General features: G+C 71.8%; 31 protein-coding genes. 12 read left to right on the top strand and 19 right to left on the bottom strand.

Annotated features, from left to right (window positions below):
- Positions 1-48: 48 nt before the first annotated feature.
- The 4 genes from ABD191_RS22875 to ABD191_RS22860 form a co-directional block, all read right to left on the bottom strand.
- Positions 49-321 (bottom strand): hypothetical protein, encoded by a 273-nt coding sequence (locus tag ABD191_RS22875; RefSeq protein ID WP_344085712.1) that lies wholly within the window; start codon positions 319-321, stop codon positions 49-51.
- A 14-nt stretch (positions 322-335) separates the two neighbouring features.
- Positions 336-1,229: an FtsK/SpoIIIE domain-containing protein gene (locus tag ABD191_RS22870; RefSeq protein ID WP_425560820.1), complete on the bottom strand. Its 894-nt coding sequence runs from the start codon at positions 1,227-1,229 to the stop codon at positions 336-338.
- A 14-nt stretch (positions 1,230-1,243) separates the two neighbouring features.
- On the bottom strand, positions 1,244-1,690 hold the full coding sequence (gene ssb / locus ABD191_RS22865; protein ID WP_344085709.1) for a single-stranded DNA-binding protein: 447 nt from the start codon (positions 1,688-1,690) through the stop codon (positions 1,244-1,246).
- A 102-nt stretch (positions 1,691-1,792) separates the two neighbouring features.
- Complete coding sequence (locus tag ABD191_RS22860) at positions 1,793-2,446, bottom strand: hypothetical protein (protein ID WP_344085706.1); 654 nt, start codon at positions 2,444-2,446, stop codon at positions 1,793-1,795.
- Between the two features lie 342 nt (positions 2,447-2,788).
- On the opposite strand from ABD191_RS22860, the gene ABD191_RS22855 reads away from it, so the two are divergent.
- Positions 2,789-3,538 carry a helix-turn-helix domain-containing protein gene (locus ABD191_RS22855; RefSeq protein WP_344085703.1) on the top strand — a complete coding sequence of 250 codons (750 nt, stop codon included), beginning with the start codon at positions 2,789-2,791 and terminating at the stop codon, positions 3,536-3,538.
- Between the two features lie 12 nt (positions 3,539-3,550).
- Complete coding sequence (locus ABD191_RS22850) at positions 3,551-4,021, top strand: NUDIX hydrolase (protein WP_344085700.1); 471 nt, start codon at positions 3,551-3,553, stop codon at positions 4,019-4,021.
- On the opposite strand, the gene ABD191_RS22845 is transcribed toward ABD191_RS22850, so the two are convergent.
- The 6 genes from ABD191_RS22845 to ABD191_RS22820 all read right to left on the bottom strand — a co-directional run bounded on the left by ABD191_RS22845 (position 4,009) and on the right by ABD191_RS22820 (position 8,658).
- Entirely contained in the window at positions 4,009-4,581 is a 573-nt protein-coding gene (locus ABD191_RS22845) for an HD domain-containing protein (protein ID WP_425560819.1), read from the bottom strand. The genes ABD191_RS22850 and ABD191_RS22845 overlap by 13 nt on opposite strands.
- A 58-nt stretch (positions 4,582-4,639) precedes the next feature.
- Positions 4,640-4,969 (bottom strand): hypothetical protein, encoded by a 330-nt coding sequence (locus ABD191_RS22840; RefSeq protein ID WP_344085694.1) that lies wholly within the window; start codon positions 4,967-4,969, stop codon positions 4,640-4,642.
- A gap of 133 nt (positions 4,970-5,102) precedes the next feature.
- Positions 5,103-5,639 carry a hypothetical protein gene (locus tag ABD191_RS22835; protein WP_344085691.1) on the bottom strand — a complete coding sequence of 179 codons (537 nt, stop codon included), beginning with the start codon at positions 5,637-5,639 and terminating at the stop codon, positions 5,103-5,105.
- A 929-nt stretch (positions 5,640-6,568) separates the two neighbouring features.
- Positions 6,569-6,826 (bottom strand): DUF6221 family protein, encoded by a 258-nt coding sequence (locus ABD191_RS22830; protein WP_344085688.1) that lies wholly within the window; start codon positions 6,824-6,826, stop codon positions 6,569-6,571.
- Between the two features lie 463 nt (positions 6,827-7,289).
- Entirely contained in the window at positions 7,290-7,703 is a 414-nt protein-coding gene (locus ABD191_RS22825) for a nuclear transport factor 2 family protein (protein ID WP_344085685.1), read from the bottom strand.
- A gap of 46 nt (positions 7,704-7,749) precedes the next feature.
- Complete coding sequence (locus ABD191_RS22820; RefSeq protein ID WP_344085682.1) at positions 7,750-8,658, bottom strand: NADP-dependent oxidoreductase; 909 nt, start codon at positions 8,656-8,658, stop codon at positions 7,750-7,752.
- 117 nt (positions 8,659-8,775) lie between these two features.
- On the opposite strand from ABD191_RS22820, the gene ABD191_RS22815 reads away from it, so the two are divergent.
- The gene (locus tag ABD191_RS22815) at positions 8,776-9,495 is read left to right on the top strand and encodes a 4'-phosphopantetheinyl transferase family protein (RefSeq protein WP_344085679.1); all 720 of its coding nucleotides are present in this window, start codon (positions 8,776-8,778) and stop codon (positions 9,493-9,495) included.
- On the opposite strand, the gene ABD191_RS22810 is transcribed toward ABD191_RS22815, so the two are convergent.
- On the bottom strand, positions 9,492-10,025 hold the full coding sequence (locus ABD191_RS22810; RefSeq protein WP_344085676.1) for a hypothetical protein: 534 nt from the start codon (positions 10,023-10,025) through the stop codon (positions 9,492-9,494). The genes ABD191_RS22815 and ABD191_RS22810 overlap by 4 nt on opposite strands.
- A 119-nt stretch (positions 10,026-10,144) precedes the next feature.
- Between ABD191_RS22810 and ABD191_RS22805 the strand changes: the two genes are divergently transcribed.
- Both ABD191_RS22805 and ABD191_RS29320 read left to right on the top strand, forming a co-directional pair.
- Positions 10,145-11,368 carry a GNAT family N-acetyltransferase gene (locus ABD191_RS22805; RefSeq protein ID WP_344085673.1) on the top strand — a complete coding sequence of 408 codons (1,224 nt, stop codon included), beginning with the start codon at positions 10,145-10,147 and terminating at the stop codon, positions 11,366-11,368.
- A 9-nt stretch (positions 11,369-11,377) separates the two neighbouring features.
- Positions 11,378-11,875, top strand: a complete 498-nt coding sequence (locus tag ABD191_RS29320; protein ID WP_425560818.1) for a hypothetical protein — start codon at positions 11,378-11,380, stop codon at positions 11,873-11,875.
- Here ABD191_RS29320 and ABD191_RS22795 read toward each other — a convergent pair.
- The 5 genes from ABD191_RS22795 to ABD191_RS22775 all read right to left on the bottom strand — a co-directional run bounded on the left by ABD191_RS22795 (position 11,848) and on the right by ABD191_RS22775 (position 16,659).
- Positions 11,848-12,318 carry a ribose-5-phosphate isomerase gene (locus ABD191_RS22795; protein WP_344085670.1) on the bottom strand — a complete coding sequence of 157 codons (471 nt, stop codon included), beginning with the start codon at positions 12,316-12,318 and terminating at the stop codon, positions 11,848-11,850. The two genes, ABD191_RS29320 and ABD191_RS22795, sit on opposite strands and share 28 nt — an antisense overlap.
- A 20-nt stretch (positions 12,319-12,338) precedes the next feature.
- The gene (locus ABD191_RS22790; protein ID WP_344085667.1) at positions 12,339-13,550 is read right to left on the bottom strand and encodes a DUF1015 family protein; all 1,212 of its coding nucleotides are present in this window, start codon (positions 13,548-13,550) and stop codon (positions 12,339-12,341) included.
- A 76-nt stretch (positions 13,551-13,626) separates the two neighbouring features.
- Positions 13,627-13,956 (bottom strand): hypothetical protein, encoded by a 330-nt coding sequence (locus tag ABD191_RS22785; protein WP_344085664.1) that lies wholly within the window; start codon positions 13,954-13,956, stop codon positions 13,627-13,629.
- An 83-nt stretch (positions 13,957-14,039) separates the two neighbouring features.
- On the bottom strand, positions 14,040-15,989 hold the full coding sequence (locus tag ABD191_RS22780; RefSeq protein WP_344085661.1) for a glycosyltransferase: 1,950 nt from the start codon (positions 15,987-15,989) through the stop codon (positions 14,040-14,042).
- Positions 15,990-16,035: 46 nt separating this feature from the next.
- Positions 16,036-16,659 carry a mycothiol-dependent nitroreductase Rv2466c family protein gene (locus ABD191_RS22775; protein WP_344085658.1) on the bottom strand — a complete coding sequence of 208 codons (624 nt, stop codon included), beginning with the start codon at positions 16,657-16,659 and terminating at the stop codon, positions 16,036-16,038.
- Between the two features lie 185 nt (positions 16,660-16,844).
- Here ABD191_RS22775 and pepN point away from each other — a divergent pair, with 185 nt between their 5' ends.
- Positions 16,845-19,406, top strand: a complete 2,562-nt coding sequence (pepN, locus tag ABD191_RS22770; protein WP_344085655.1) for an aminopeptidase N — start codon at positions 16,845-16,847, stop codon at positions 19,404-19,406.
- Between the two features lie 60 nt (positions 19,407-19,466).
- On the opposite strand, the gene ABD191_RS22765 is transcribed toward pepN, so the two are convergent.
- Together ABD191_RS22765 and ctaJ are read right to left on the bottom strand one after the other, a co-directional pair.
- Positions 19,467-19,889 carry a DUF5130 family protein gene (locus tag ABD191_RS22765; RefSeq protein WP_425560817.1) on the bottom strand — a complete coding sequence of 141 codons (423 nt, stop codon included), beginning with the start codon at positions 19,887-19,889 and terminating at the stop codon, positions 19,467-19,469.
- Positions 19,876-20,112, bottom strand: a complete 237-nt coding sequence (gene ctaJ, locus ABD191_RS22760; protein WP_344085652.1) for an aa3-type cytochrome oxidase subunit CtaJ — start codon at positions 20,110-20,112, stop codon at positions 19,876-19,878. The genes ABD191_RS22765 and ctaJ overlap by 14 nt, the downstream gene beginning before the upstream one ends.
- Positions 20,113-20,414: 302 nt before the next feature.
- Between ctaJ and ABD191_RS22755 the strand changes: the two genes are divergently transcribed.
- Together ABD191_RS22755 and ABD191_RS22750 are read left to right on the top strand one after the other, a co-directional pair.
- Entirely contained in the window at positions 20,415-20,927 is a 513-nt protein-coding gene (locus ABD191_RS22755) for a hypothetical protein (protein WP_344085649.1), read from the top strand.
- A gap of 33 nt (positions 20,928-20,960) precedes the next feature.
- Positions 20,961-21,539, top strand: coding sequence for a class F sortase (locus ABD191_RS22750; RefSeq protein ID WP_344085646.1), 579 nt, complete (start codon positions 20,961-20,963; stop codon positions 21,537-21,539).
- Positions 21,540-21,543: 4 nt separating this feature from the next.
- Here ABD191_RS22750 and ABD191_RS22745 read toward each other — a convergent pair whose 3' ends face one another.
- Positions 21,544-22,104, bottom strand: a complete 561-nt coding sequence (locus tag ABD191_RS22745) for an HNH endonuclease (RefSeq protein ID WP_344085643.1) — start codon at positions 22,102-22,104, stop codon at positions 21,544-21,546.
- A 116-nt stretch (positions 22,105-22,220) separates the two neighbouring features.
- Between ABD191_RS22745 and ABD191_RS22740 the strand changes: the two genes are divergently transcribed.
- From ABD191_RS22740 to ABD191_RS22725, 4 genes are all read left to right on the top strand, one after another.
- Entirely contained in the window at positions 22,221-23,315 is a 1,095-nt protein-coding gene (locus tag ABD191_RS22740) for a mechanosensitive ion channel family protein (RefSeq protein WP_425560816.1), read from the top strand.
- A 117-nt stretch (positions 23,316-23,432) separates the two neighbouring features.
- A complete protein-coding gene (locus ABD191_RS22735; protein ID WP_344085640.1) occupies positions 23,433-24,716 on the top strand; it encodes an MFS transporter in 1,284 nt (427 codons plus the stop codon).
- A 70-nt stretch (positions 24,717-24,786) separates the two neighbouring features.
- On the top strand, positions 24,787-25,191 hold the full coding sequence (locus ABD191_RS22730) for a globin (RefSeq protein ID WP_344085735.1): 405 nt from the start codon (positions 24,787-24,789) through the stop codon (positions 25,189-25,191).
- A 40-nt stretch (positions 25,192-25,231) separates the two neighbouring features.
- Positions 25,232-26,482: a PKD domain containing protein gene (locus ABD191_RS22725; protein WP_344085637.1), complete on the top strand. Its 1,251-nt coding sequence runs from the start codon at positions 25,232-25,234 to the stop codon at positions 26,480-26,482.
- Positions 26,483-26,689 lie beyond the last annotated feature (207 nt).

The raw sequence follows: 26,689 nt of genomic DNA, 5'->3' as shown, positions 1-26,689 counted from the left end.
CGGCCACCGCACCCGCCGAACGGACTCGCTCGGCCGGCACGGAAGCGGTCAGGCGGCCTCGTGCAGGACCGTGCGGCCCGCCGAGGTGGCGCGGGCGAGGTACGCGGCCTCGTAGCGGGCGACGGCCAGGGCGACCGGGTCGTCAAGCCGCCCTTCGGCGAGCAGCCGCGACCGGTACTCGGCCGCGATGGCGGGTAGTTGGGGCAGTCGGACGGTGCGCTTGCCGTTGACGTAGGTGACGTGAAGGCCGCGAGCGCGGTCGGCGTCGTCGTCGCCCTGGCGGTCAGCGATGGCGGTCAGGATGCGGGTGATCGGGTTCATGGCAGTGGTCTCCATCAGGCGGCGGCGGGCAGGTCAGCGACCGGCCCGGACGGGTCAGCCGGCCGGGTGGTCCGGCGGGTGCGGGTAGCCGCGGTGCGCAGGGTTGCCGCGTAGGCGGCGATGCGGGCGCAGTCGGCGTCAGCGAGGTAGGCGGTCTTCACCAGCTGGGGCATGCCGCCCTCGGCGATGAGCAGGCCGGCGCCCTGGTTGTTCGGGCTGATCGTGTTGGCCGACCAGCCCCGGTTGGCCCACCCGTGCCCGAGCACGATGTCGGAGGACACGTCGGTGGTGCACCGGCCGGCGAACCGCCACGCGAACAGATCCCGCAAGCTGGTGGGGATGATGTCCGACGAGGGTCGCTGGGTGGCGGCGATGACGATGATCCCGACCGCCCGACCCCGAGCGACCAAATCGCGCAGGAGGGCGGAGAACTGCTCCTGGGTCTTCTTGTCCCCCGCCGTGGCGGAGAAGTAGGCGATCTCGTCGACCGCGACGACGACCGGGGAGAACTCGTGATCCGGTGCGACCTTGCGGTGCCCGAACCACTCCAGGAACGCGTACCGGTTGTCCATCATCGTCTGCAACCGCTGCAGCGTGCGGATCGCGTGGCCCTGGTCCGGGCCGACGAACACGTCCGCACACCGCCGCCACTGCCCGAGTTCGACCCGCTTGCCGTCAAGCAGGCACAACCGGGCATCCAACGACAGGGCCGCGTGCGCGACCAACAGGTTCAGCAGTGCGGACTTGCCGGCGCCGGGCTCACCACCGATGAGCATGTTGCGGTAGATCAGCGGCACGGTGACCCGGTGGCCGAACTCGTCGATGCCGATGAACACCGGGTCGTAGATGGACAGGGCCGGCCCGAGCGGCATGTCACCGCCCGGGGTCGAAGCGATCAACGTCGGCATGGTCTCGTTTCCCGTCAGGCCGCAGTCCGGGCCGGGGTCGCCGACTCCCACGTCTCATCGGGCACGTGGTCGGGCACGAACCCATCACCTCGGGTGCGGGTCGCGCGGGTGAGCTTCGCCGTGGCGAACCGCAGCGACGGGCCGACCTCATCCACGTCCAGGCCGTACGCGGAGCGCTTCTCCCCGTCCTCGGTCTCCCACCGCGACAACCGCAACCGGCCCACGACGACGACGCGGGTGCCCTTGGTCAGCGACTCGGCGATGTGCTCGGCCATCTCCCGCCACGCCGTGCACGCGATGAACAGCGGGTCGCCATCGCGGTACTCGTTGGCCTGCCGGTCGAAGACCCGGGGCGTTGAGGCCACCGTGAACTTGACCATCGCCACACCCGCCGGGGTGTAACGCAGATCCGGGGCAGCGGTCAGATTCCCCACCACCGTCAACGTCGTCTCGTTCGCCACCGAACGTCACTCCCTCAAACAGTCGTTGTGCTGTTGGTTGGACACGCCAGGTCTGGCGGCCACCGCACCGACCGGGCCGTAGTCCGGTCAGCACGGAAGCGGTCAGCGGCGCCGCTCGCGCTTGTCCGGCTCAGGCGCGGGCTCGGGAACGTCATCCAGGTCCAGACCGCCCAGCGGCGGCATGCCCGGCGACACCGGCGCCGGCGCCGTCTCGCCGAGCAGGGCCGGCAGCGGGGACAACACCAGGCGTGCGAGGGGGTCGCGGCGGGTGATGTCGACCCGCACCAGCGCCGCCCACCGGGCCGAGGCACCCACCACGCGGGCCGAGCTGCCCATGCAGGTCACCGCGATCTTTCCGGTACGCCCGTCCAGGTCGGTGATGTCGAGACCGGGACGCAACCACACCCACACCCGCTCGCCGGCCGGCGTCGGACGAGCGACCAGGATCAACGGCAGCGAGACCGGAGTGCCTTTACCGGCCGCGCGGATGAACTGCGCGAAACAGACCCGCAGCCGGTGACGCACGACCGCGCACCACCACCACGCGACGACGAAGCGGCGCACCGGCGGCACCGCCGCTATGGCGCCGAGCGCCGCCACCGCCACCAGCGCGGGCACCAGCGGCGACGTCACCCGGGTCAAGGTCGACAGGCCCAGCAGCACCAGCAGTCCGGCCATGATCTCGGCCGACCACCACCACAGCACCCGCAGCACCGGCCATGCGCGAACCAGTACCGCGACCGTGAAACCGACCACCGGGCCAGCGACTACCCCTGCCGCTATCGCAAGCGGCCACGCGAGCACACCCGATGCCAACGCCGACGTGACCACACCGACAACCGGCGCCGTCGCGAAGAACGCCACCCGCGCCTTACGCGCAAACACTCGCGACATCGGCGCCTCTACGAGCGCCACCTGTCCCGCTGGCTTGTCGCCGAAGAGCCGCCCCATCCGAAGAACCTCCCGCCGTTCCGAGTTCGCTGCGAGGTCCACAGTGCGCTCACGAGGCGTGACAGGTTCACCACACGGTAGGACGACTAGGGACGTCCATGTTAGACTTAGTCGTCCTGCAAGTCGTCCTAACCGTGAGGCGCTTCGATGGCAAACGACAGGCTCCGTGACGCGATCCTGAAGAATGGCCTGACACCGGCCGCCGTCGCCGACAGCATCGGCGTCGACCCGAAGACCGTCGAACGCTGGATCACGCAGAACCGCGTCCCATATCCGCGCCACCGCCACGCCCTGGCCGCTGCCGTCCGCGAGAGCGAGACCTACCTATGGCCGGACGCGCTAATGCCCGAGCGAGCGGCGCAGATCGCTCAGTCCGAGGTTGTGCACATCTACCCACGACGCAGCGCGGTTCCGGCTGACATCTGGCAACGGCTCCTGGACAAGGCGACCAGCCGCATCGGCGTCCTCGCGTACGCCGGTCTGTTCCTGCCCGAGCAGAACCCGCGATGGGTCAGCACGATGAAGGCCAAGGCGGACCTCGGCGCCCAGGTCGAGATCCTGCTTGGCGACCCAGACAGCGCCCAGGTAGCCGAGCGAGGCAAAGACGAGGGCATCGGCGACGCCATGGGCAGCAAGGTCCGTAACGTCCTGGCGTTCTATAAAGACCTGCGCGGCCATGACAGCGTCGACGTCTGCTACCACTCCACGACGCTGTACAACTCGATCTACCGGTTTGACGACGAGATGTTGGTCAACACCCACCTGTACGGCACGCCGGCCGCCTACGCGCCGGTCCTGCACCTTCGCCAGCTGGCCGGCGGGGATCTGTTCGAGGCTTACGCGAACAGCTTCGAGCGGGTGCGGGCGGTGTCACGCGCCGTCTGGCCGGAATCGTGACAGGGTAGATCCGTGGCACGCATCGAGCACTACAACGACCCCAAGGCCCCGAAGGCGAACAGCATCGTCGTCGCGACGACCGCGTTCGTCACCGACGACGAGGACCGGGTCCTGCTCATCAATCGGACCGACAACAGCCTGTGGGCGCTGCCGGGCGGCGCACAGGACTTCGGGGAGTACATCGCGGAGACCGCTGTCCGCGAGACGAAGGAGGAAGCCGGGGTTGACGTCGAGGTGACCGGCGTCGTGGGCATCTACACCAACCCCAACCACGTCGTGGAGTACTCCGACGGCGAGGTCCGCCAGCAGTTCTCCATCTGCTTCCGTGCCCGCTACCTCGGCGGCGACACCGCGACGAGCAGCGAATCGTCCGAGGTCCGCTGGGTCAGCCGTGACGAGCTGGACGCTCTGCCGATCCATCCGTCCATGCGACTGAGGATTGACCATGGGTTTGAGAAGCGGGCGGAGCCTTACATCGGTTGATTGCCGGCAGCCTTCAGTCGGTCTTCCGTGCGTCGGACGGCCGCGACGATGTCGGGCTCGGCGCGGTCGATGAACCGCGTCACGATGTGGTCCGGACCGTAGCGGGACCTGACTTCGTCAAGCCTCGCGGTCACCTCGTAGTCCTGGCCGTCCGGGCCGGTCGTCATGTCGACGTACCACAAGGCATCGGCTACGGCGGACTGCTCGCGGTCGAACTCCGCGTCCAAGTCGCTGCGCAGCCCGCGTTCGTCGGCCTCAAGCTGAGCGCACGAATGGTGCGCCACGAGCGCCGCAACCCGGTCGTCGAACCGTACGTGTCGGAGCCATCTCGCTCCGTCCAGGGGGTGGAATCCCGTGGTGGCAAGACCAGGCGCGTAGCCAACGTCATGAAGCCATGCGGCAGCTATCAAAACATCGCAATCTTGTTTATCAGCGAGTATCGAGGCCACCGCCTCTGCCTTCATGCCGACCGCCTGCACGTGCGACCACCGGCGCGGAAGCGCCGTCGCCAACTGTTGCTCGGCCAAGTGCCGCGCTTGGTCCGTCAGGGTTGCCACCATGAGAGCGTACGACGTCCCCAGACGTCCCGCCACGGCCGTCGGTCACACGCCAGGCGGCCTACGTGTCGGGCCAGTCGTTATAGGTAACCTCTGTGAAGCTGGCTGCCGCAGACCCGAGGTCGGCCTCATAGAAGTACACGTCGAAATCGGAGAGATTCGCCGGCTTCGGTACGAATATCAGCAGAGCACCGCCTAATAGCTTGATGGTGCCGCCATCGTCGTAGAAGGTCACTCGGCCGGCTGCTCTGACAGGGAACAACTCCTTACACAGGCGCTTGGCTTGCTGGAAGGCCGCTTTGCTCGTCGGCGCATCCTTCGAGAAGAACACGGCAGCCCGCCCGCTTGCGTTTATCGAGTCCGTTAGCAATGTCGTCGCGTCGCTACTCACGCGGATCATTATGACCGGGTGCCTTGGCGTGCTTCGTCTCGGCCAGCAGCGCCTGCTGTCCACCTCGATCAGGTCGCCACACACGAGCGCATCATGCACATCGCGAGCACCGAGCTGGGCAGGATCCAGGCACCTACTCCTGTGCCTGCTCCGGCTTCTTGTCTTCGATTGGCCGACCGGCTGCATCGCGAACCTTCTTCGGTATGCCACGTGCGAGGCCTGCAATCGCCAGCAAAATCAGGAAGACGGCGGTCGGTAGCGTAACAAGCAGCCACCAGCTGCCGCCAGCGATTCCGAGGTAGCCCACATAGATACCGGCCACCAAGATTACGAGACCCAGGACGATACTGAACGGTTCCCGGGTCCGAAGTGTCTCGCGTTCTACCAGCTGGTCCACCTGTCGATCGATGTGGGCAGCAAGCATCTCGTACGCCTTCGAATTTTCTGGCAGCGTTTTGAGAAGTTCCGCGTCCTTGCGTAGTTGCACACGCCGGCCACGACCCTCGGACCGCAGTTGAAGCGCAGCTCCCGCAACGCCGAGAACCGCGATTCCAGCCTTCCCAATGGCGTCCCAATCCACGATCACTGACAGTAGATGTTGTAGCCGCCCCACCCGGTCAGCCACTTGTACTGCATCGGGCGCCAACTTGGCCGTCAGCCATACCCGCACAGCCGGACAGTTCTGCTAGACCCCGGCGATGGCGCATCCAACCGCTCCACGGCTCCGCTCCACGGCTCCGCTCCACGGCTCCGCTCCACGGCTGCGGTGAGAACTTTCTGTACTTCTTCAAGGCGGCCCGCAAGCGGGCCGCTGTCGCGCTCGGCCCGGGGGTCGGTCGCCTTAGGCCTTCGGCCACGGCGCCGCCCCCGGCACGCCAGACCCTCTGCGGACACGACGAAGCCCAGCGTCCACCGAGTCGGCGACGCTGGGCAGTTCGGCCCGCAACCGGCGCGAGCATCACGGCGGCCGGGCCGCGACGCGGAGCCGGGTCCGCCGGCCACGGACGGCGCCTCCGGCGGCCAGGGCGTCCCGCCCTGGACCCGGGCGCTCGGGGAGGCCCGGCCCGCGTGCGGCCTTCCCGTCACGCACCGAAGGCCACCAGCCCGCGCCGAGCTGGTCCAGGTCGTTCGTCCGGTGGGGCGCTCCACCTGGACCAGCTCGGCGCGGCCCGGTCGGGGCAAGCCCTGCGCGACGGGAAGCCCACCCCCACCCAGCAAGATCGAACGTGCCATCTACGTGCCATACGGAGCTGCCGCAGACGGTCACCAGCGGGCACGACCGGGCGACGAAGTCCCTTGTGAGACAGGCGATCCGGGCGAACCACCCCCGCTCGGCGGCGACTTCCAAACTGATGGTGCGGGTTCGATTCCCGTCGCCCGCTCCACTCGTTCCACCGCTGGTCGTGGCGCATGTCCCGCACCCTCGCCCTGGTCATCGTGACCGGTCACGCAGGTCCCGAGACCGGACACTGTGGACCCGCCCGCTCGGTGAGAACTTTCAATTCTTCTTCAAGGAGGCCCGCCAGCGGGCCGCTGGAACGGAGCAATGGACCGGGGTTAGCGCTCGTCGGGCTGTTGGGCAGCTCTTTCGGCAGGCCTCTAGGGGCGCCACTCTTCGCGGTACTCAGGGTGGTCGGCGTACGACTGCGCAAGCACCCTTACCGCGTACGCGAGGCCCGCGAACCGCTCGTCAGGAGCATCCATCGCCTCGAAGTCCTGGGCCAGCTTTTCGACCATGTCGAGCATCGGCAAGTGGCTGTCCAGGAGAGCTTCGCCTCCGAAGCGGTATGACACCTCCGCGTAGGCGTGGTTGTCCTCCATGGTGCGGGCGCGAAGGAATCTCACCAGGTCATGCATCGGTCGATTGTGCAGGTCAGCCCGGCCGATGAACAGGCCGGCGTCGCATGGCCCGATGCCTGGCCTGCCTCCGGCGGCCAGGGCGTCCCGCCCTGGACCCGGGCGCTCGGGGAGACCCGGCCCGCGTGCGGGCTTCCCCTCGCGCACCGAAGGCCACCAGACCGCGCCGAGCTGGTCCAGGTCGTTCGTCCGGTGGGGCGCTCCACCTGGACCAGCTCGGCGCGGCCCGGTCGGGGCAAGCCCTGCGCGACGGGAAGCCCACCCCCACACAGCAAGATCGAACGTGCCATACACGTGCCATCACGGCGGTGCCCCACACGGGCACAAGCGGGCACGAACGGGCAGCGACCTCCCCGGCCAGCCAGGCTATCCGGACGAACCACCCCGGCTCGGCGGCGACTTCCACACTGATGGTGCGGGTTCGATTCCCGTCGCCGGTCCGATGAGGTGCACCTGTTGGTCGTCAGCACCGCTCCACGAGATGCTCGCGACCCGGCGGCGGCTCATAGGGCTCGGGCCAGTAGTCGACGATCCGGCTGATCAATCCGCGGTCTGACACCTCCAACCAGACGCACGCGTCCTGCCGCTCGGTTCCCACCTGAACGTCGAGCAGCAGGGCGGCGGACCGGCCGTCCGCGACGACCCGGCGCACCCGAAGGTGCCAGTCACCGGGGTACTCGACGTTGAACCGTAGGAACGCCTCCCTGCCGCGAACGCGCTCCCGCGTCTGCGGCAGCTCGTAGCTCACATCGTCCGCGAGGAGGGTGGCCAACGCGGTCCAGTCGCGGCGTTCCAGATGATCGACGTAGTCGTACGCGGCCTGGCGGGTCGTGGCGGTGTCGTTCACGGCGCGGACCCTAGCGTGCTGCGGTGACATCCTTGCCGGTCCGCGTCGTCAACAGGCAGAACGTGACCCCGCGCGCTCAGAGGAGCAGGACGACCTTGCCTCGGCCGTGGCCGGACTCCACGGCGCGGTGGGCTTCGATGACGTCCTCGAACGGGTACGTGCGGACGGGCAGGATGACGGTCCCCTTCGCCGCGAGCGCCGCGACCGCCGCCAACCTGGCCGGTGAGCGGGGTGAGAAGACGGCGCGCCCGCCGACGGACTCGGCCGTGGCCGGGTCGACGATCGTGCCGATGCGGGACTTGTCGGCGACGAGTTCCGCCGATGCCAGGATCGCGTCGCGGCCGGCGGCGTCCAACGCGACCGTGACGCCCTGCGGGGCGGCTTCGCGGACGCGCTCGACCAGGCCGGGTCCGTAGGCGACCGGGGTGGCGCCCAGGGACCGGACGTACTCGTGGTTGGCCGGGCTGGCCGTGCCGATCACCGTCGCGCCGGCCTCGCGGGCCAGCTGGACGGCGAGGGTGCCCACCGAGCCGGCCGCGGCGTGCACGAGCAGCGTGTCGCCGGCGTTCACGCCGAGTTCCAGCAGCGCCCCGGAGGCTGTCTGGGCGGCGGCGACGAGGGCGCCGGCGGTGACGATGTCAAGGCCGTCGGGCTTGCGGACGGCGTCGGTGGCGGGGACGACGACGTGCTCGGCGTAGGCGACCGCGGACGCCGAGCCGAGCACCTCGTCGCCGACGGCCAGGTCGGTGACGCCGGGGCCGACCTGGTCGACCACTCCGGCGTACTCGTTGCCGAGCGTCGCCGGGAAGGTCAGCGGCATCCGCTCGGCCAGGTCGCCCCGCCGGGTCTTGATGTCGAACGGTTGCACGCCGGCGACCTTGACGCGCACCCGCACCTCGCCCGGGCCGGGGGCGGGCTCCGCCACGTCGACGATCGTGAGGACCTCCGGTCCCCCGTACTCATTGATCTTCACTGCACGGCTCACGGGTTCATCTTCCTCCCGCCGGCCAGCGCCGCGGATGCGGGACCCGATCGGCGCGTCCGTCCATCCGGGAGGGTCGCGGGGCCCGCGCGCGGGCGCGGGTACGTCAGACTGTCGGACGTGCTCGGGGAGGACACGGTCGAGGTGTGGTGGGCGCGGCTGGGCGATGTGCCCGACGCGCGAGCTGAGCTGCTCACGCCCGAGGAACGGGAGCGGTTCGACCGCTACGTCCGGGTCGAGGACGCGCGGCGCTTCGCCGCCGGGTCCGCGGTGGTCCGGCTCGCCACCAGCGGGTACGTCGGGAAGAGCGCGCGCGACATCGCCCTGGACCGGTCGTGCCCGGACTGTGGGCGCCCGCACGGGCGGGTGCGCCTGCCGGCGGAGTACGGGTTGGAGGTTTCCGTCACCCATTCCGGGGACTGGGTCGGGGTGGCCTTCGCCCGGTCGGCGGTCGGCCTGGACGTGGAGCGCGTGCGGCCGGACGTGGACGTCGCCGGGCTCGGCCGGCTGGCGCTCGCGCCGGCCGAGCGGGCGATCGTCGCCGCGCTGCCCGACGGGGACCGGGCGGCGGCCTTCACCCGGTACTGGGCGCGCAAGGAGGCCGTACTCAAGGCGACCGGGGAGGGACTGCGCACCGCACCCGCGCGGGTCACGGTCACGGCGCCGGGCGAGCCGCCGCGCCTGCTCGGCCACGCGGAGCGCCCGGAGCTGGCCGCGGCTCTGGCGCTCGTCGACGTGGACCCGGACGCGGAGCACCCGGCCGCGCTGGCCGTGATCGGCGCCGCGCCCGGGGTGGTGCGCTCCCGCGACGGCGGGGCGCTGCTCGCGCGTACGGCTTAGAAGTTCGTCTTGATCCAGGTGATGGCGTCGGCGATCCAGACGGTGTGCGCCAGGAACCCGATGCCGGCGGCGGTCAGGAACAGGCCGGTGAGCGCGTGGGCCAGCCGGGCGGAGCGGCGCGGGCGGTTGAAGGTGCCCTCCCACACGACGCGGCCGAACAGGCGGCACACCGCGAACAGGCCGACCGCGACGACCGTCACGATGCCCAGGTCGATGAGCGGGATGACCATCTGGCCGCGCACCGAGGCCGCCCAGACGCCCCAGCCGATGAACATCAGCAGGTAGCCGGTGAACGACCAGCCCCAGCCGAGCGAGAGGCGGCGCGCGCCCGGGCTGGGCTGGCGGAAGCCGGGGATATGCGGGTGTGCCACGTCGCCGCGCGGGTCGTGGACCAACGGGTACTCGTCGGTCGCCTGTCGCAGCGGGGTGGCGGGCACCCGGACGGACGCCCGGGCGTAGATCGTGTCCGGGCGGGCCGGGGAGATCGGCTGGGTGGCGTCATTGCCGGCCGGGGAGACGGGGTCCTGCACGACATCGAGAGTATCCGGTCACTTCACCCCACGCCGGACGAAGCCCGAGCGTGTCCGAACGATCACGCCATGTAGCAAATGGGTCGCCCCCGGCGCTGCGGAGCGGGTACAACGAGGGGATGCCGGACTTTGTCATCAGCACCGCCAAGCAGGACGACTGGCCGGCCCTGTGCCGGATGATCGCCTACTCGTTCCTCGAGGAACCGGACGAGGCGATCGAGGAGGCCGAGGGCCACAACTTCGAGCCGGAACGCACCCTGCTGGCCAGGCGCGACGACGAGCTGATCGGTTCGGCCGCCGCGCTGACCCGGCGCATGGCCGTCCCCGGCGGCACGGTCGCGTGCGGGCACGTCACCCAGGTCGCGGTCGTCGCGCACGCGCGCCGCCAGGGCGTGCTCACGGCCCTCAAGAAGACGCAGCTGGCCGACATCCGCGCCGCCGGTGAGCCGGTCGCCGCGCTGTGGGCCAGCGAGGGTCGCATCTACCAGCGCTTCGGGTACGGGCTGGCCGCCCGGCGCATGTCCGTCAACATCGACGCCCGCGAGGTGACGCTCACCGCGCCCGCCGACCCGTCCGTGCGGGTGCGCCCCGCGGTACCGCTGGAGGTGCGTGACGAGCTGGCCCGGGTCTACGACGCGGCCTGGCCCGACCGGCCCGGCTGGTCGCAGCGGCACGAGAGCACCTGGTCCTACCGGCTGGCCGACCCGCCCTCGCGCCTGGAAGGCGCCAGCCCGCGGCGCGCGGTCCTGGCGGAGCAGGGCGGCGAGGTCATCGGGTACGCCCTCTACCGCACGAAGGGCGACTGGGACGCCAACGGCCCCAACGGCACGGTCGACATCATCGAGGTGGTCGCCCCGAGCCCGGGCGCTTATGCCGCCCTCTGGAGATTCCTCATCGGGTACGACCTGACGCGCACGACGTCGTGGTGGTTGGCGGCCATCGACGAGCCGCTGTTGCGGCTGGTCAACGAGCCACGCCGGCTCGGCGCCCGGGTCGGCGACTCGCTGTGGATCCGCATCGTCGACCTGCCGGCCGCGCTGGCCGCCCGCCGGTACGCGGCGCCGGTCGACCTCGTGCTCGATGTGACCGACGAGCTGATCCCGGAGAACGCGGGCCGGTGGCGCCTGGCCGGCGGGCCGGACGGCGCGACCTGCGAGGCCACCACGGACGCGGCCGACCTGTCGCTCGACGTCAAGGCGCTGGGATCGGCGTACCTCGGCGACGGCAGCCTCGGGCCGCTGGCCCAGGCGGGCCTGGTGGTCGAGGAGCGGCCGGGCGCCGTGGCGCGCGCGAGCGCCGGGTTCGGTTGGCACCGGGCCCCACACGGCATCGAGGTGTTCTAGCCTCGGGGGATGACTCCCGGCCCCGAGGTTCCGGACAGCGCCGACTCCGCCCCGGCCCAGCGGCGCCGCCGTCGGGTACGCCACGCGCCCGATGAGGCTCCCCCGCCGCCCGTGCCGGCTCCGCCGCCGCCCGTGCAGCGCACGTCCGCGATGCCGCGCCGGGTGTCGTCACCGCGTCCGGGCCGGGTGAGCGGGCCCCGCCCGGTGGCCGGCCCGGCCATCGCGCAGACGCGGGGCACGGCCGACGGGGACGGGCCGGTCGACGAGCACGTGCGCTGGCACCACGAGGCGGCGCACGGCGAGACCGTCTCCGAACGAGGGCTGCGCGGCCTCGTCGGCGGGGGCGCGACGCAGGTCAACGTGCGGGCGGCGATGCGGGCCCGCGACGCCACCCGCCCCCGCGCCGCCGACATGGCGCGCGCGGAGGCGGAGTTGACGATCGTGCGGCGGTACTGGACGCCGCGGGAGACGACCCTGCCTCAGGAGGGCAGCGGCGGCAGCTCGTGATCGCCCTCGTACGCCGCGACCTGCTTGATGCGGCGGGCGTGGCGCTCCTGGCCGGAGAACGAGGTGCCGAGGAACTCCGTCGCGATCGCGGCCGCCTCCTCGGGCGTGTGCATCCGCGCCCCGATGGCGACCACGTTGGCGTCGTTGTGCTGGCGGGCCAGGCCGGCGGTGGCGAGGTTCCAGGCCAGCGCGGCGCGGATGCCGGGCACCTTGTTGGCGGCGATCTGCTCGCCGTTGCCGGAGCCGCCGATGACGATGCCCAGGCTGCCCGGGTCGTCGAGGACGCGCGCGCCGGTGTGGAAGCAGAACGCCGGGTAGTCGTCCTCGGCGTCGTACACGTGCGGGCCCACGTCCACGACGTCGTGCCCCTGACCGGTCAGGTAGTCGACGAGGTGCTGCTTCAGCTCAAACCCAGCATGATCGGACCCGATGTAAACGCGCATGTCGCCAGTCTTCCAGAGGGCTATTCGGCGCTGAGATCGGCCAGCACGAGACCGCCGCGCGCCTTGGGGGTGAACCAGGTGCTCTTGCGCGGCATCTTGAGCCGGGCCAGGTTGACGGCGACGAACTCGTCGACCGTCACCGGGGCGATGAGGATCGCCAGGTCGGACCGGCCGGCGTCCACCTCGCCGGTCAGCCACTGCGGCGGGTAGTCGCCACCGACGTAGACGATCCGCTTGTCGCCCGGGTCCAGGCCGAGCGCGTCACGCAGCAGCGAACGCTCCACGGCCGCGTGGTCCATGCCGTCCACGATGGACTCCGCACCCGCCCCGGCCGCGGGCAGTCGCACCGCGAAGGCGCGCTGGCGCCCGTACACGTGAATGGTGCCCTGCGGCGGGATGCCCGCGGGCGCGTCGAGGTCGGTGACGACCGCGCCGGCCGCGACCAACCGTTCGACGAGCTCGTCGGGGCCGACGGTCGACTCGGTGACCAGGCGGTGGTAGGGCTGGATCTGCACCGAGCGCGGCGTGGTGACGACCGCGAGGAACCGGCGCAGGCCGCCGGTCTGCGCGGCGAGGCTGCGGTGGTTGCCGTCCGCGACCACCAGCTCGCCCGCGCCGGCCAGGGCGGCGATGTCCCTCGCCGCGTCGCCGCGCAGCGGCCACACCGCGTGGGTGCGCCCGACGTGGTCGATGTCCGTGACGGCCGGCGTGCCGGCGGCGTCGACGGCCGCGCGCAGCGCCTCGTGCAGCTCGTCGCCCGAGCCCGTCTGCAGCAGCAGCACCGGGGAGAGCAGGTGCTGCGTGGCGTCGGCCAGGGCGACCCGCTCGCGCACCTTCTCGATGAACACGTCCTCGTTGCGGATGACCAGGCCCGGCTCGTCGGCACTCGTGGAGATCTGGTCGGTGTCGACCATCGCGAAGATGCCGTACGCCGCCTCCTCGGGGCGGTCGGGCTCGCCGATGCGGTAGAGGGCGACGACCTGCTCGGCGGCGGCGTAGCTGCCGTCCTCCCGCTGGCGGCGCAGCCGGGCGACGGCGTCGGGCAGCGCGTCGAGGAAGCTCGTGCCGACGCTCTCGGGCGCCCGGTGCGGCATCTCGATGGCGAGCGCGCTCTCGGGATTCGCCTCGATGATCTCGGTGATCTCGGCGTCGTCGGCGAACTCGTCGTAGTTGCGCGCGCCCGTGCCGCCGGTGGAGATCCAGGCGCGGGCGATGGGGTGGACCACGGTCATAACCGCGACGCTAACGGCTGGCCGGGTCGGCCGGACACGGTACGCCGGGCGGTGTCCGGACCGTGGGAAGCCGGGTTCACCGCACCCGGGTCGCGTTGCGCCGCACCCGCCGCGACCGGGACCGCAGCGGCGCGGGGGCGAGGAACCGTGGGGTGCACGCCGCGTAGGTGGCGCTCGCGGTGTGGTTGCCCCGCAGCGCCGCGCACGGGTCGCCCGGCGCCGGCCACCGCTCGGCGTCGTCCTCATCGTCGCCGCCGTCGGGCCCGCCCCACTCGCCGGTGCGACCGAGGAACGCGGCGACCTCGGGCGGCAGCGCTGTGGCCAACTCGTCCCAGTCGGGGTCGTCGCGCCGGCCGCCGGCCGTCGGCATGTCCTGCCAGGCCCACCACTCGCGCTCGGAGACCATGAGTCCTCCCTCACCGGGGGCGCCGTACCGTGCCGGCGTCACTACTCTTCGTAACGACATGTGCCGGGTGGCGTGACGACCTCTCACCCGTCACGGGACGCGCGAATCACGGAGTGCGACAGTCGGTTGTAGACGCGCCGGACCAGGCCGCCGGCGGTACGGGGCGGGCCGTGGTGGCGGGGATGCCCGCCCTCCCTGCTCAGGTACAGGCCGGGCGTCGGCTGGTGGGGTGACGCTCCGACAGGTTGCGGGGACGGCGCGCCGGCGGGCGGTCGACGGCGGGCGTGGGAAAGGCCGCCGATGCTCGGCACCAGGACCAGGCCCGTATCGGCCGGCGGGTCGGCGAGGCGCAGCGTCACCGGGCCGTTCGCCATGGAGGCGACCGGGGCGCGCACGATCGAGCGGCCGTCGATGGTGCGGCACTCCGCCGGGTACGCGACGCCGCCGACGATCACCTCGCCGGGCGCCGCGGCGAAGCCGTCCAGGTGGATCGGCGGCAGGCGCAGTTCCAGGCGGGCATCCGCGCGGGTCACGTCGGCCGGCGTGAGGCCGCCGGGCGGGAGCAGTCCCGGCGTACCGCGGCTCAGGTCCACGCTGAGCTGGGCCCCGTTCGCCGCGAACGGCACGACCACGCGGTCCTCCACGAGGGCCGGGCCCGCCGAGACGCCCGCCGGCGGAACGCCACGGTGCGACACGTAGCCCAGTGCGGTGAAGCGGACGGTCAGATCCCAGATGGGCTCGTCGAGCGGCCCGCCGTACGCGGCTGCGCCGACGTACAGGCGGGCGGCGCACCAGCCACGGGCCACCGTGCCGGCGGGGGTGTCCACGAACTCCACCCGACCGTGTGACGGCAGCGGCCACTCGACACGCGAGGTGCGCCCGCGCACGCCGAGTTCCACCCGGCCGCGCAACAGGTCGGTCACGTCCAGCTCGTCGTCGGTGAGCAGGCCGGCGAGCGCCGCCGGGACGAGGCGGAACACCCGGTCGCCCGAACGGCGGAACAGCACCGGTACGCCGTCGGTGTCGACGAGCGTGGCGGCGACGACGAGTTCCAGCGCGCCCTGCCGCCAGGCCGCCTCCATCACCTCGGGCCGCGCGGTCACTCCCCGGTCCACGGCCGCGAGGCCCAGCAGGGCCGACACGTCGCCCGCCCGGCACAGCCGCGCCCGGGGCCGCTCCACCGCCGACAGGACCGTGTCCAGCTCCGGGCCGAAGTACTCGCGATGCAGGTCACGGGCCAGGCGGACGGTCGCGTCGCGGGCGGCCGAGCCCAGCCCGAGCAGCGGCGGGCCGAGCCGGGCCAGCAGGCAGCCCCGGTACCAGCGCGTCAGGAGGGGACCGCGGCGCGGCCCGGCCGCCACGGCCCGCACGTCGCGGCGCACCGCGTCCCAGAGCAGCCGCGGGTCGGCCGGATCGGGGCGGGCCGTGGCCGGGCGGTAGCAGGGATAGTCCGCCAGCACGGACACGACCTCGGCGCGCGCGTACGCCAGGGCGTTGAAGCCGTGGTCGACCAGCGCGGTGGCACCCTCGGGGAACCGGATGCCGTGCTCGCGCAGGAACGCCGTGCGGTAGAGCTTGTGCGCCGTGAGCAGGGCCAGGACGTGCTCATCGAGGACGGGTACGCGCGGCTCGTTGAACCGGAACGTCTCCCACCCCTGCGGGTGCACCTCCTTGGCGATCAGCACGTCGGCGTTGTTGCCCGAGGCGTACTCCCAGGTTCGGAGCAGCGCCTCGGGGAACAGTTCGTCGTACGGGTCGGCGTACAGGACGTACTCCCCCCGCGCGACGCCCGTGCCCACGTTGCGCGGGCGGCCCGCGGACCCGGAGCACGCGATCTCCTCGACGCGCAGCCAGGGCCGCGTGGCGACGGCGGCGCGCAGGACGGTCGGGGTGTCGTCGGTCGACCCGTCGTCGACGACGATCACCTCGAACTCGTCCCGCGGCATTGTCTGCGCGTCCAGGGACCGCAGCGTGATCATCAGGCCCGGGCCCGCGTTGCACGCGGCCACGATGACGCTGACCTTTATCGGCACGCCGGCATGTTATGTCCGTATATGAGTTTTACGTATGGAACACGCCCTACACGAACGAGGGCTCGCGGTCGCGAGTGCGCTTCAGCTCGAAGAAGCCGTCCGTGCCGGCCACGAGCAGCACGCCGTCCCAGAGCCTGCCGGCCGCCTCGCCCGTCGGCGCCGGGGTCACCACCGGCCCGAAGAAGGCGACCACGCTGCCGTCGGGGCCGGGCACGTGGACGACCGGGGTGCCGACGTCCTCGCCGACCGGGCGCATGCCGGCCTCGTGGCTCTCCCGCAGGCGCTGGTCGTACTCCGTGGAATCGGCCGCGGCCACCAGGGACTCATCCAGGCCCGCCGCCCGCAGCGCGTCGATCATGACGTCCCGGCCCCGGCCGGCCCGCGCCAGGTGGATGCGGTTGCCCAGCTCGGTGTAGAGCCGCCCGAGCACCTCGGGGCCGTACTTCAGCTCGGCCGCGATGGCCACCCGGACGGGACCCCAGGTCTCCTTGATCACCTCACGGTAGCTCTCCGGGATCTCCTTGTTCTCGTTGAGCACGCCGAGACTCATGACCCGGAAGCTGACGTCGACCGGGCGGACCCGCTCGACCTCGAGCAGCCAGCGCGACGTGAGCCACGCCCAGGGGCAGGAGGGGTCGAAGTACATCGTGACGGGCGTGCGATCGCTCACGGCTTCTCCTAGCGACAGAGTCGACAAAGCTTCCATCCCTTACGGACCCGGTGCCGTACAGATATATTCCGGGACCCGCCCCGGCGGTGAAATCCGCCACCCCGAGCAAACCCCGCGACACGTGGCAGACTTCGGCCGTAGCGTCTACGCCGACGACGCAACGCGGATGGGACGGAGAACCACAGGTGGCAGGTACGCGCAACCTCACCCAGGCCGAGGCGGAGGAACGCGCCCGCCTGCTGGACGTGACCGGATACGACATCACCCTCGACCTGACCGACGGCACGGGCGGACCGGGCGAGGGCACGTTCCGCTCCACGACGACGATCACCTTCACGTGTGCCGAACCGGGCGCCACCACGTTCATCGAGGTGGCCGCCGACCGGGTGCGCAGCGCGACGCTGAACGGCGCCGAGGTGGACACCAGCGGCTGGTCCGGCGAGAAGGGCCTCACCCTGCCCGGCCTCGCGGCCACCAACACCCTCGTCGTGGACGCCGACTTCCCGTACTCCACCTCGGGCCAGGGCCTGCACCGCAGCGTCGACCCGGTGGACAAGGAGGTCTACCTCTACAGCCAGTTCGAGACCGCCGACGCCCAGCGCGCGTACGCCTGCTTCGACCAACCGGACCTCAAGTCGGTCTACACCTGGCACACGATCGTCCCCGCGCACTGGAAGGTGATCTCCAATTCGCCGGTGGCGAGCGAGGAGCCCGCCGACGTCGAGGGCGCCAAGGTCGTGCACTTCGCCGAGTCCGCGAAGATGAGCACCTACGTCACCGCGGTGTGCGCCGGGCCGTACCACGAGGTCCGCGAGACCCACGACGGCATCGACCTGGGCATCTTCGTCCGCGCCACCATGAAGCAGTACCTGGACGCCGACGACATCTTCCTCGTCACCAAGCAGGGCTTCGATTTCTTCCACGAGAAGTTCGGCGTGCGCTACCCGCTGCCCAAGTACGACCAGGTGTTCGTCACCGAGTTCAACGCGGGCGCCATGGAGAACTTCGGCTGCGTCGTGCACGGCGAGGAGTACTACATCTTCCGCTCCGCGGTCACCGACTTCGAGTACGAGCAGCGCGCCAACACGATCCTGCACGAGATGGCCCACATGTGGTTCGGCGACCTCGTGACCATGCGCTGGTGGGACGACCTGTGGCTCAACGAGTCGTTCGCCGAGTGGGCCTCGCACTGGTGCAACACGGAGGCGACCCGGTTCACGGACGCGTGGACGACCTTCCAGTCACTGCGCAAGAACTGGGGGTACCGGCAGGACCAGCTCTCGTCGACCCACCCGGTGTACTGCGAGATCACCGACGTCGAGGCGGTCGAGGTCAACTTCGACGGCATCACGTACGCCAAGGGCGCCTCCGTGATCAAGCAGCTCGTCGCGTACGTCGGCCAGGAGGCGTTCGTGAACGGCCTGCGCGCCTACTTCACGGCGCACGCCTGGGGCAACGCGACCTTCGACGACCTGCTCTCGGCGCTAGAGGAGGCCTCGGGCCGGCAGCTGCGCGACTTCGCGGCCCAGTGGCTGGAGACCTCGCAGGTCAACACGCTGCGCCCACGCGTGGAGATCGCCGACGACGGCACGTACTCCTCGGTGGTCATCGAGCAGACCGCGCCGGCCGAGCACCCCACGCTGCGCACCCACCGCCTGGCCATCGGCCTGTACGACCTGGACGGCGACCGGCTGGTCCGCCGCGAGCGGCTGGAACTGGACGTGGCCGGCGCGGAGACCCTCGTGCCGCAGCTGTCCGGCGTACGCGCGGCGGACGTGCTGCTGCTCAACGACGACGACCTCACGTACGCCAAGCTGCGCCTCGACGAGCGCTCGATGGCGACGGTCGTGCGCCACATCGCGGGCTTCGACTCCTCGCTCGCCCGGGGCCTGTCCTGGGCCGCCGCGTGGGACATGGTGCGCGACGCGGAGCTGGCCGGCCGGGATTACGTGCGCCTCGTCGCCGCCGGCCTGCCCGCCGAGACGGACATCAACCTGGTCACCATGACCCTGCGGCAGGCGCAGCTCGCGCTCGGCTCGTACGTGCAGCCGGAGTGGGAGCCGGTCGGACGCAAGCTGCTCGCCGACACCGCCAAGGGCGCCATGCTGGCGGCCGAGCCGGGCAGCGGGTTCCAGCTCACCTGGGCGCGCGCGTTCGCGAGCGCGGCCCGCGAGGAGGCTGACCTGGCGGTGCTGCGCGGCTGGCTGGACGGCACAGACGTGCCGGAGGGGTTGAAGATCGACACGGAGCTGCGCTGGTCGCTGCTGTGCGCGCTGGTCGCCAACGGCGCGGCGGGCGAGTCCGAGATCGAGGCCGAGCTGGACCGGGACCGCACCGCGAGCGGCGAACGGGAGGCCGCCACGGCCCGCGCGCTGATCCCCACGGAGGCCGGCAAGGCGGAGGTGTGGCGCCAGCTCACCGCCACGGAGCAACTGCCGAACTGGCTGCAGCGCTCCCTGCTCATCGGCTTCCAGCACCCGGCCCAGCGGGCGCTCACCAAGCCGTACGTGCCGAAGTTCTTCGAGGTGGTGGCCGACATCTGGGCGACCCGCGACAGCGAGCCGGCGCAGGAGTTCCTCGTGTACGGGTATCCGTCGAACCAGGTCAGCGAGGACACGGTCGCGGCCACGGACGCGTGGCTGGCCACGGACGGTCACCCGGCGCCGCTGCGCCGCCTGGTCGCCGAGGGCAAGGACGGGGTCGTGCGCGCGCTGGCCGCCCGGGCCAAGGACGCGACGGCCGCCTGAGCGGCAGCACGGAAGGGCCGGGTCCCGTGCGGGACCCGGCCCTTCCGTCGTAGCGAACGGTTACGCCCTGCCGGCGTGGTCAGCCAACTGGGCCAGGCCGGAGACGATGCCGCCGGCGAGGTCGCCGCCGCCGAAGGCCGCCGCCATGGACAGCGCCGCGAGCTTGCAGTCGCGGTCCGGCAGCCGCCGGCGCACGCGGTCGCCGGTCACGATCTCCAGCAGGCGCTGGTTGGGCGAGATCGCGACCAGCACGCTGTTGTCGGGGTCGGCCAGTTCGCCGTGCAGGCGCTCGGCGTCGCCGCGCACCGGCTCGGCGAGTTCGCCGATGTAGACGCTGAAGGTCAGGCCGGTCGAGCGGTCGGCCAGGCGCAGCGCCTCGTCGACCCGCAGCAGCTGGCGGGTGGTCAGCGGCCCGTCCAGCACCTCGGGGTGCCAGGTGGTCGCCGGCCCGCCCGGCACGGTCGAAAGCTCACCAGCGGTCACTTGCGCCTCCGGTCTGCCCGTGGGTGACCTCTGCCGCGCCAGCGACGGCGATCAGCTCCTTGTGCTCGGGGAACTGCTTGTCCGGCGCCGCGAGGAACCACACCGGGGCGAACGTGAACGGACGACCCGGCCGGTAACGCTTCGAGCGCTTGGCGCTGCCGGCGTAGACGATCGCGTAGACCAGGACGATGACAACGAGCGATATCGCCAGCGGAACCGCCACTGTCTCCAAGAAAGCCAAGCTCAACGCCCCCACACGTATTAGGGAGTCCCAGATGGGTCTCACGGTAGCCGCAGGCGGGCCCGCCGCGATCTCCGGGGTGCCGGGATCCGCCGGACACGACGCGCAAGCACTCACATAACCGACAATCGAGCCTTACACCCTTTAGGGTAAATCGCGCCTTGTTCGGCTGAGTTCTTGGGACGATGCAGGTTGATGGCGACGCGCCGACGAGCGCGTCACGGGCCCGAAGGGGTGTGCGAGCCATGAGAGTTCCCCGCATTCCGACAGTCCGACACGGCCTGGTGAGGCTCACCACCGTCCTCGCGGCCGCCGGGATCGCGACCATCCTCCTGGCCGCCCCGGCCCGGGCCGGCGGGGTCTGGATCCAGGTGACGCCGAGCAGCGTCACGGCCGGGTACCAAACCAAGATCAAGGCGAGCTGCCAGGACAACACGAACGGCGCCGAGGTGCGCTCCAAGGCGTTCGGCACGGTCACGGTCCAGCCGGAGAACGGCCTGCTGGCCGCCACGGTGACCGTCCCGGCCTCGCTCGCCGAGGGCGGCTACGACGTCACCCTGACCTGCCGTACGGGCTCCACGGCCACGACGACCATGTGGGTGCTCAACCGCGAGTACTCCGAGGACGGGTACATGCCCAGCAAGCACGGCCCGCACACGGGCGGCGGCTTCCTCGCCGGCGCGGGTGACTCGCCCGCGGCCCAGGTGTGGCTGGCCGGCGGCGCCGGCGCGCTGCTGGCGGGCGCGGCCTTCGGCCTCGTCTCGCGGCGGCGGCGGGCCCCGGCCCGTACCCGCTGACAACCCATGCTCGGACGCCCCAGGGCGGGCGTGGTGTCACTCGCCCTCACGGTCCTCGGCCTGTTCGCCGTGGGCATCGGGGTGGGGCAGCTCACCGGCCTGCCGTCGTTCGGCGGCTGGCCGAACGCGGCCCGCGCCGACACCGACCGGCTGCACCGCCCGTCCGCGCCCAGCGTCGTCGTGATCGGCTCGATCGGCGTTCGCGCGGAGGTCGTACCCGTCGGGCTGGCCGAGGACGGGTCGATCGCCCCGCCCCGCGATTCGCGCGGCGCCACGGCCGGCTGGTACGAGCACGGCCCGTCGCCCGGGCAGAGCGGCTCGGCGGTGCTCGTCGGGCATGTCGACACCCGGGAGGCGGCCGGCGTGTTCCACCGCCTCGACGAGGTGCGCGAGGGGGACCTGATCCAGGTGCACCGGCGCGACCGGCGCACGGCCGCGTTCCGGGTGGACTCCGTCGAGACGTTCCCGAAGAACGAGTTCCCGGTCAAGCGGATCTTCGGCGACCACAGCAGGGCCCGGCTGGTCCTCGTGACGTGCGGCGGGCGGTGGGTCGGCGGCGAGACCGGCTACGCCGACAACGTCATGGTGTTCGCCACCCGGGTGCCCGCGTGAGGCGTCAGGCGGCGCGGGTCTGCGACGCCTCGCTGGCCGGCACGACGGTCGCCAGGTCAAGCCAGCTGGCCCAGCGGGGATCGGGCGTGCGATGACCCAGGACACGCCACGCGGCGCCTTTCGGGGCCGCGGGCGAAACAAGAAGACGCCAGCCGAGTTCGGCTGGCGTCCGGTCGCCTTTGGAGTGGTTGCAGCGGGCGCACGCGGCGACCACGTTCTCCCACGCGTGTCGTCCGCCACGGCTGCGCGGCATGACGTGGTCTATCGTCTCGGCCGGTCCCCGGCAGTAGGCGCACCTGCCGCCGTCGCGGGCGAAGATCGCCCGCCGCGACAGGCCCACATGGTTGCGGTAGGGCACCCGGACGTAGCGGGTAAGCCGCACCACCAGGGGTATCGGGATCTTCGACCGCTCGCTGTGCAGGACACCCTCGCCGTCCTCGACGCAGACCGCCTTGCCGGAGAGGACGAGGATGACGGCGCGGCGCACGGACACGACCCCGAGCGGCTCGTACGTCGCGTTGAGCATCAGCGCGGCGGAGTCGCCCCTGGGTCGTATGCCGGACATCGTCACGCACCTCCCGAACCAATGGTCCCTGACGAAGCGCCAGTTGGCGAGCCCCAAATGGTGATATCGCAGGGCGGCGTTTGGCGCTGGCGGGCGCGTACGGTACGAAATGAGCCGTGAGCATTGCCCTCCTGGCCGAACCCACGCCCCTCCCAGCCCTCACGGCCCGCCCCGAGCCGACGCCCGACTGCGAGCGCACCAGCGACGTGTGCGAGTACGTGTGGGACCTGACCGGGCAGAAGTGGCTCGCGGAGAGCAGCTACTACGTGCTCGCCAAGCCGGTCACGATCCTCGGCATCGCGCTGCTGGCGCTCATCGCCCGCTGGCTGCTGCACCGGGTGATCAACAAGATCATCGGCAACGTCAGCAACGGTGGCGTGCACGGGCTGTTCAACCCCCTGCGCGAGAAGATGCCGGCCGCCCTGCAGGAGGCGACGGGCGCCCGCTCGGAACGGCGCCGCCAGCGGGCCGAGGCGCTCGGCTCCGTGCTGCGCAGCGTGGCGTCGGCCGCGATCTTCTCGATCGCGTTCCTGATGATCCTCAGCGAACTGGGCCTCGACCTGGCGCCCGTGCTCGCCAGCGCCGGCGTGGCCGGCCTCGCGGTCGGCTTCGGCGCGCAGAATCTCGTCAAGGACTTCATCGCGGGTCTGTTCATGCTCCTGGAGGACCAGTACGGCGTGGGCGACGTGGTCGACGTGGGCGAGGCCAGCGGCACGGTCGTGTCCGTCGGCCTGCGGGTCACCACGATCCGGGACGGGCACGGCGTGCTGTGGTACATCCGCAACGGCGAGATCGTCCGGGTCGGCAACAAGAGCCAGGGCTGGGCGGTGGTCGTCGTGGACACCCCGATCGGCTTCGCCGGGGTGGAGGAGGCGACCGGCGTGCTGCGCGCGGCCGCGGCGTCGCTGGCCGAGGACCCCGAGTACGCCGGGGACCTCATCGAGACACCGGACGTGCTCGGCGTCGAGCAGCTCACGGTGGACGGCGCCGTGCTGCGGGTCAGTGCGAAGACGACGTCCGAGGCGCAGTGGCGCATCGGCCGGGAGTTGCGCCGGCGGCTCACCGAGGCGCTGGAGCGCGTGGGCATGACGAGCCAGTTGGGGGCGTCGCGCCTGCATCTGCGCCCGGCCACGCCCGGCGACGGGACTATCGCCGCCGAGGCGTCGAACCCGACCGATACGCCGCATCCGGGTGTGGGCGGCGCAACCTGACGTATATGTGACGCTCCGGGATGGCTCCGTAACGCTATCGGGGGTCGCGGACCGGACGGTTGGTTCGTTATCGTCCGTTTGTCGATGCAGGAGTAAACATTCGGAGGGTCGTTGTCGGTGCGGCGCCCCCTCGACGACCGGCCAGCGACCTTCCGGGAAGTATTCGCCAGCCGCGACTTCCGGTACCTGTACGCGGCAAGCACCCTGTCGTGGATCGGTGACGCCCTCGCCCGCGCGGCCGCGACCGCGCTGATCTACCGCGCGACCGGCTCCGTGGTCGCCTCCGCCGCTGGGTTCGCCATCAGCTACGTGCCCTGGCTCATCGGCGCGCCCGTGCTCGTCGCGCTCGCCGAGCGCTACCCGGCGCGCCGCACGCTGGTCGGCTGCGACCTCGCGCGCATGGCGCTCATGGCCATGGCGGCGCTGCCCGGGCTGCCCCCGGCCGGCCTGCTGATCGTGCTGCTCGCGGCGGCCACCCTCACCCCGCCGTTCGAGGCCGTCCGGTCGGCCACGCTGCCGCGCGTCCTCGACGGCGACCGGTACGTAGTCGGGCTGGCCCTGAACACCACGACCGCGCAACCGGCGCAGGTGCTCGGCTACCTCCTGGGCGCCGCCCTCGCGGCCCACCACCCCCGGACGGCGCTGCTGCTCAACGCGCTCACGTTCGGCCTGTCCGCCCTGCTGATCCGGACGGGCGTGCGGTGGCTGCCCACCGTGCGCGGCGCCCGTCGGCAGGCGCTGAGCACCGAGATGGTCGCCGGCTTCCGCCTGGTCTTCGGCACACCCGTCCTGCGGATCATCGCGATCACGGTCTTCACGGCCGTGACCGTGGTGATCCTGCCGGAAGGGCTGGCCGCGCCGTGGGCGGCCGAGGTGAGCCCGGGGCCCCACCAGGGGTGGGCGCAGGGCGCGATCATGATCTCCGTACCCGTGGGCTACTTCCTCGGCGGTCTCCTCTTCACCCGGTTGACCCCGCCGGGGGTACGGACCCGGATGGTGCGCATCCTCGCCGTCACCGTGCCCGTGTCGCTCATCCCGGCGATCCTCGCCCCCAACCTCGCCACGGTCGTGGCGCTCGGCTTCGGCTGCGGCATGTTCATGGGGGGCCTCGTACCCTCGTCCAACGGCCTGTTCGTCCAGGCCCTGCCGGACGGGTACCGGGCCCGCGCGTTCGGCGTCGTCCAGTCGGGCATCCAACTGCTGCAGGGCGCGGCGCTGCTCGCGGCCGCCACCCTCACCCAGTGGCTGCCGGTCCCGCTGTCGTTCGTCGTGGGGGCCTGGAGCGCGGTGGCGCTCGTCATCATGATCGGGGTGAGCCTGCGGTGGCCCACACCGCAGGCCTTCGCGGACGCGCGGGACGCCGCGAACCGCGCGAACCAGCCCGACACGCCCACAGTGTGACCCTGGCCGCACGCCCGTCCGGTCGCCGTACAGCGGCTGGCACGATGGAATCGTGACGAACGATGTGCCGATGCGGCTGACCCCGGCCCCGGCCGACCCCACGATCACGTTCTTCGAGGCGGTCGGTGGCGAGGACACGTTCCGGCTGCTCGTGGACGAGTTCTACGCCGGCGTCGCCGACGACCCGCTGCTGCGCCCCATGTACCCCGAGGAAGACCTCGGCCCCGCCGCCGAGCGCCTGCGGCTGTTCCTCATCCAGTACTGGGGCGGCCCCAGCACGTACCAGGAGCAGCGCGGCCACCCCCGGCTGCGGATGCGCCACGCCCCGTTCACCGTCGGGCCCGCCGAGCGCGACGCGTGGCTGCGGCACATGCGGCACGCCGTCGAGACCCTCAACCTGCCCGCCGACCAGGAGAGGACCCTCTGGGACTACCTGGAACGCGCGGCGCACTTCATGGTCAACACGATGGAGTGACCGGGCACACCCCGCCCCGACCCGGTTCGTTGAGCCAGGCATGCGCTGGCCAACCGCAATTCTCGCGGCGACCCTCGCCGTCACGTGGGCCGGCGCGCCCGCCCACGCCGACACCCGCCAGCCCGCCGTCGTCTCCGCCGACCCGGTCGACTGGACCCCGCACGTCCTGGACGGCACCGTCCGGGCCGTGGCGCGCCTCGGCTCGGTCATCGTCGTGGGCGGCGACTTCGGGTGGGTCCAGGACGCCCGCACCGGCCGCGCCCGTCGCCAGCCCTACCTGTTCGCCTTCCACGCCCGTACGGGTGCGCTGCTGCCGTTCCGGCCCCGCCTGGACGGGCCGGTGCTCGCGCTGGCCGCCGGACCGGCCGGCACCGTCCTGGCCGGCGGCTCGTTCCGGCACGTCGACCGGGCGCCGCGCCGCGGGCTGGCCCGGCTGCGCCTCGCCAACGGTCGCGCCGTACCCGAATTCCGCGCCACGATCGACTCCGGTGACGTCCGCGCGCTCATCGAGCACCGCGGCGAGGTCTACGTGGGCGGCACGTTCACCGCGATCGGCGGCTGGCGGCGCACCGGCCTCGCCCGCGTCCTCGCCACGACCGGCGCGGTGGACGAGGATCTGCGGCTCGACCTCAGCGCTCGGGAACTCACCCGCGTGAAGGTCGAGGACCTCGCCCTGAGCCCGGCCGGCGACCGCCTCGTCGCCGTCGGCGCGATCACCCGCGTGGCCGGCCAGGTCCGCGCCCAGCTGGCAATGATCAATACCGGGGTACGCCCGGCGAAGCTCGCCCCGTGGTTCACGAACGTGTACGCGCGCGCCTGCCGGGAAGGGTTCGACACCTACCTGCGCGGCGTCGACTTCGCCCCCGACGGCTCCTACTTCGTGGTCGTCTCCACCGGCCGCCTGGGCGGCGCCGAGCGCATGTGCGACACGGCGGCCCGCTTCGAGACCTCCGGCGCGGGCGAACACCGCCCCACCTGGGTCAACCACACCGGCGGCGACTCGCTCTACACGGTCAGCGTCACCGGCGCGGCCGTCTACGTGGGCGGGCACCAGCGCTGGATGAACAACACCCACGGCTACGAGGCTCCCGGCCCGGGCGCGGTCTTCCGCCCGGGCATCTCCGCCCTGCACCCGCGTACGGGCCGCGCCCTGCCGTGGAACCCGACCCGGTCGCGCGGCGTCGGGGTCCGCGCCATGCTGGCCACCCCGGACGGCCTGATCCTGGGCTCGGACACCGACCAGCTCGGCGGCGAGTACCACGCCCGCGTCGGCATGTTCCCGCTGCCCTAACACGGCCGCAGCAGGCACGCGGGCAACGGCCCGGCCGGCCGCCGCCCCGCCCGCCCGTCGCCCCGCCCGCCCGTCGCCAAGGTCACGAGATGGCGACGCCGGCACCCATCCGCTCGCCAAAGTCACGACTATGGCGACCAAACGGCCCTCGCCCTTCACCAAAGTCACGACAATGGCGACCAAGCAGCCCTCACTCCCCGCCAAAGT

Source organism: Luedemannella helvata (assembly GCF_039528415.1).
In the GTDB taxonomy this organism is placed as follows: domain Bacteria; phylum Actinomycetota; class Actinomycetes; order Mycobacteriales; family Micromonosporaceae; genus Luedemannella; species Luedemannella helvata.
This window is presented reverse-complemented; position numbering and strand designations above follow the sequence as displayed.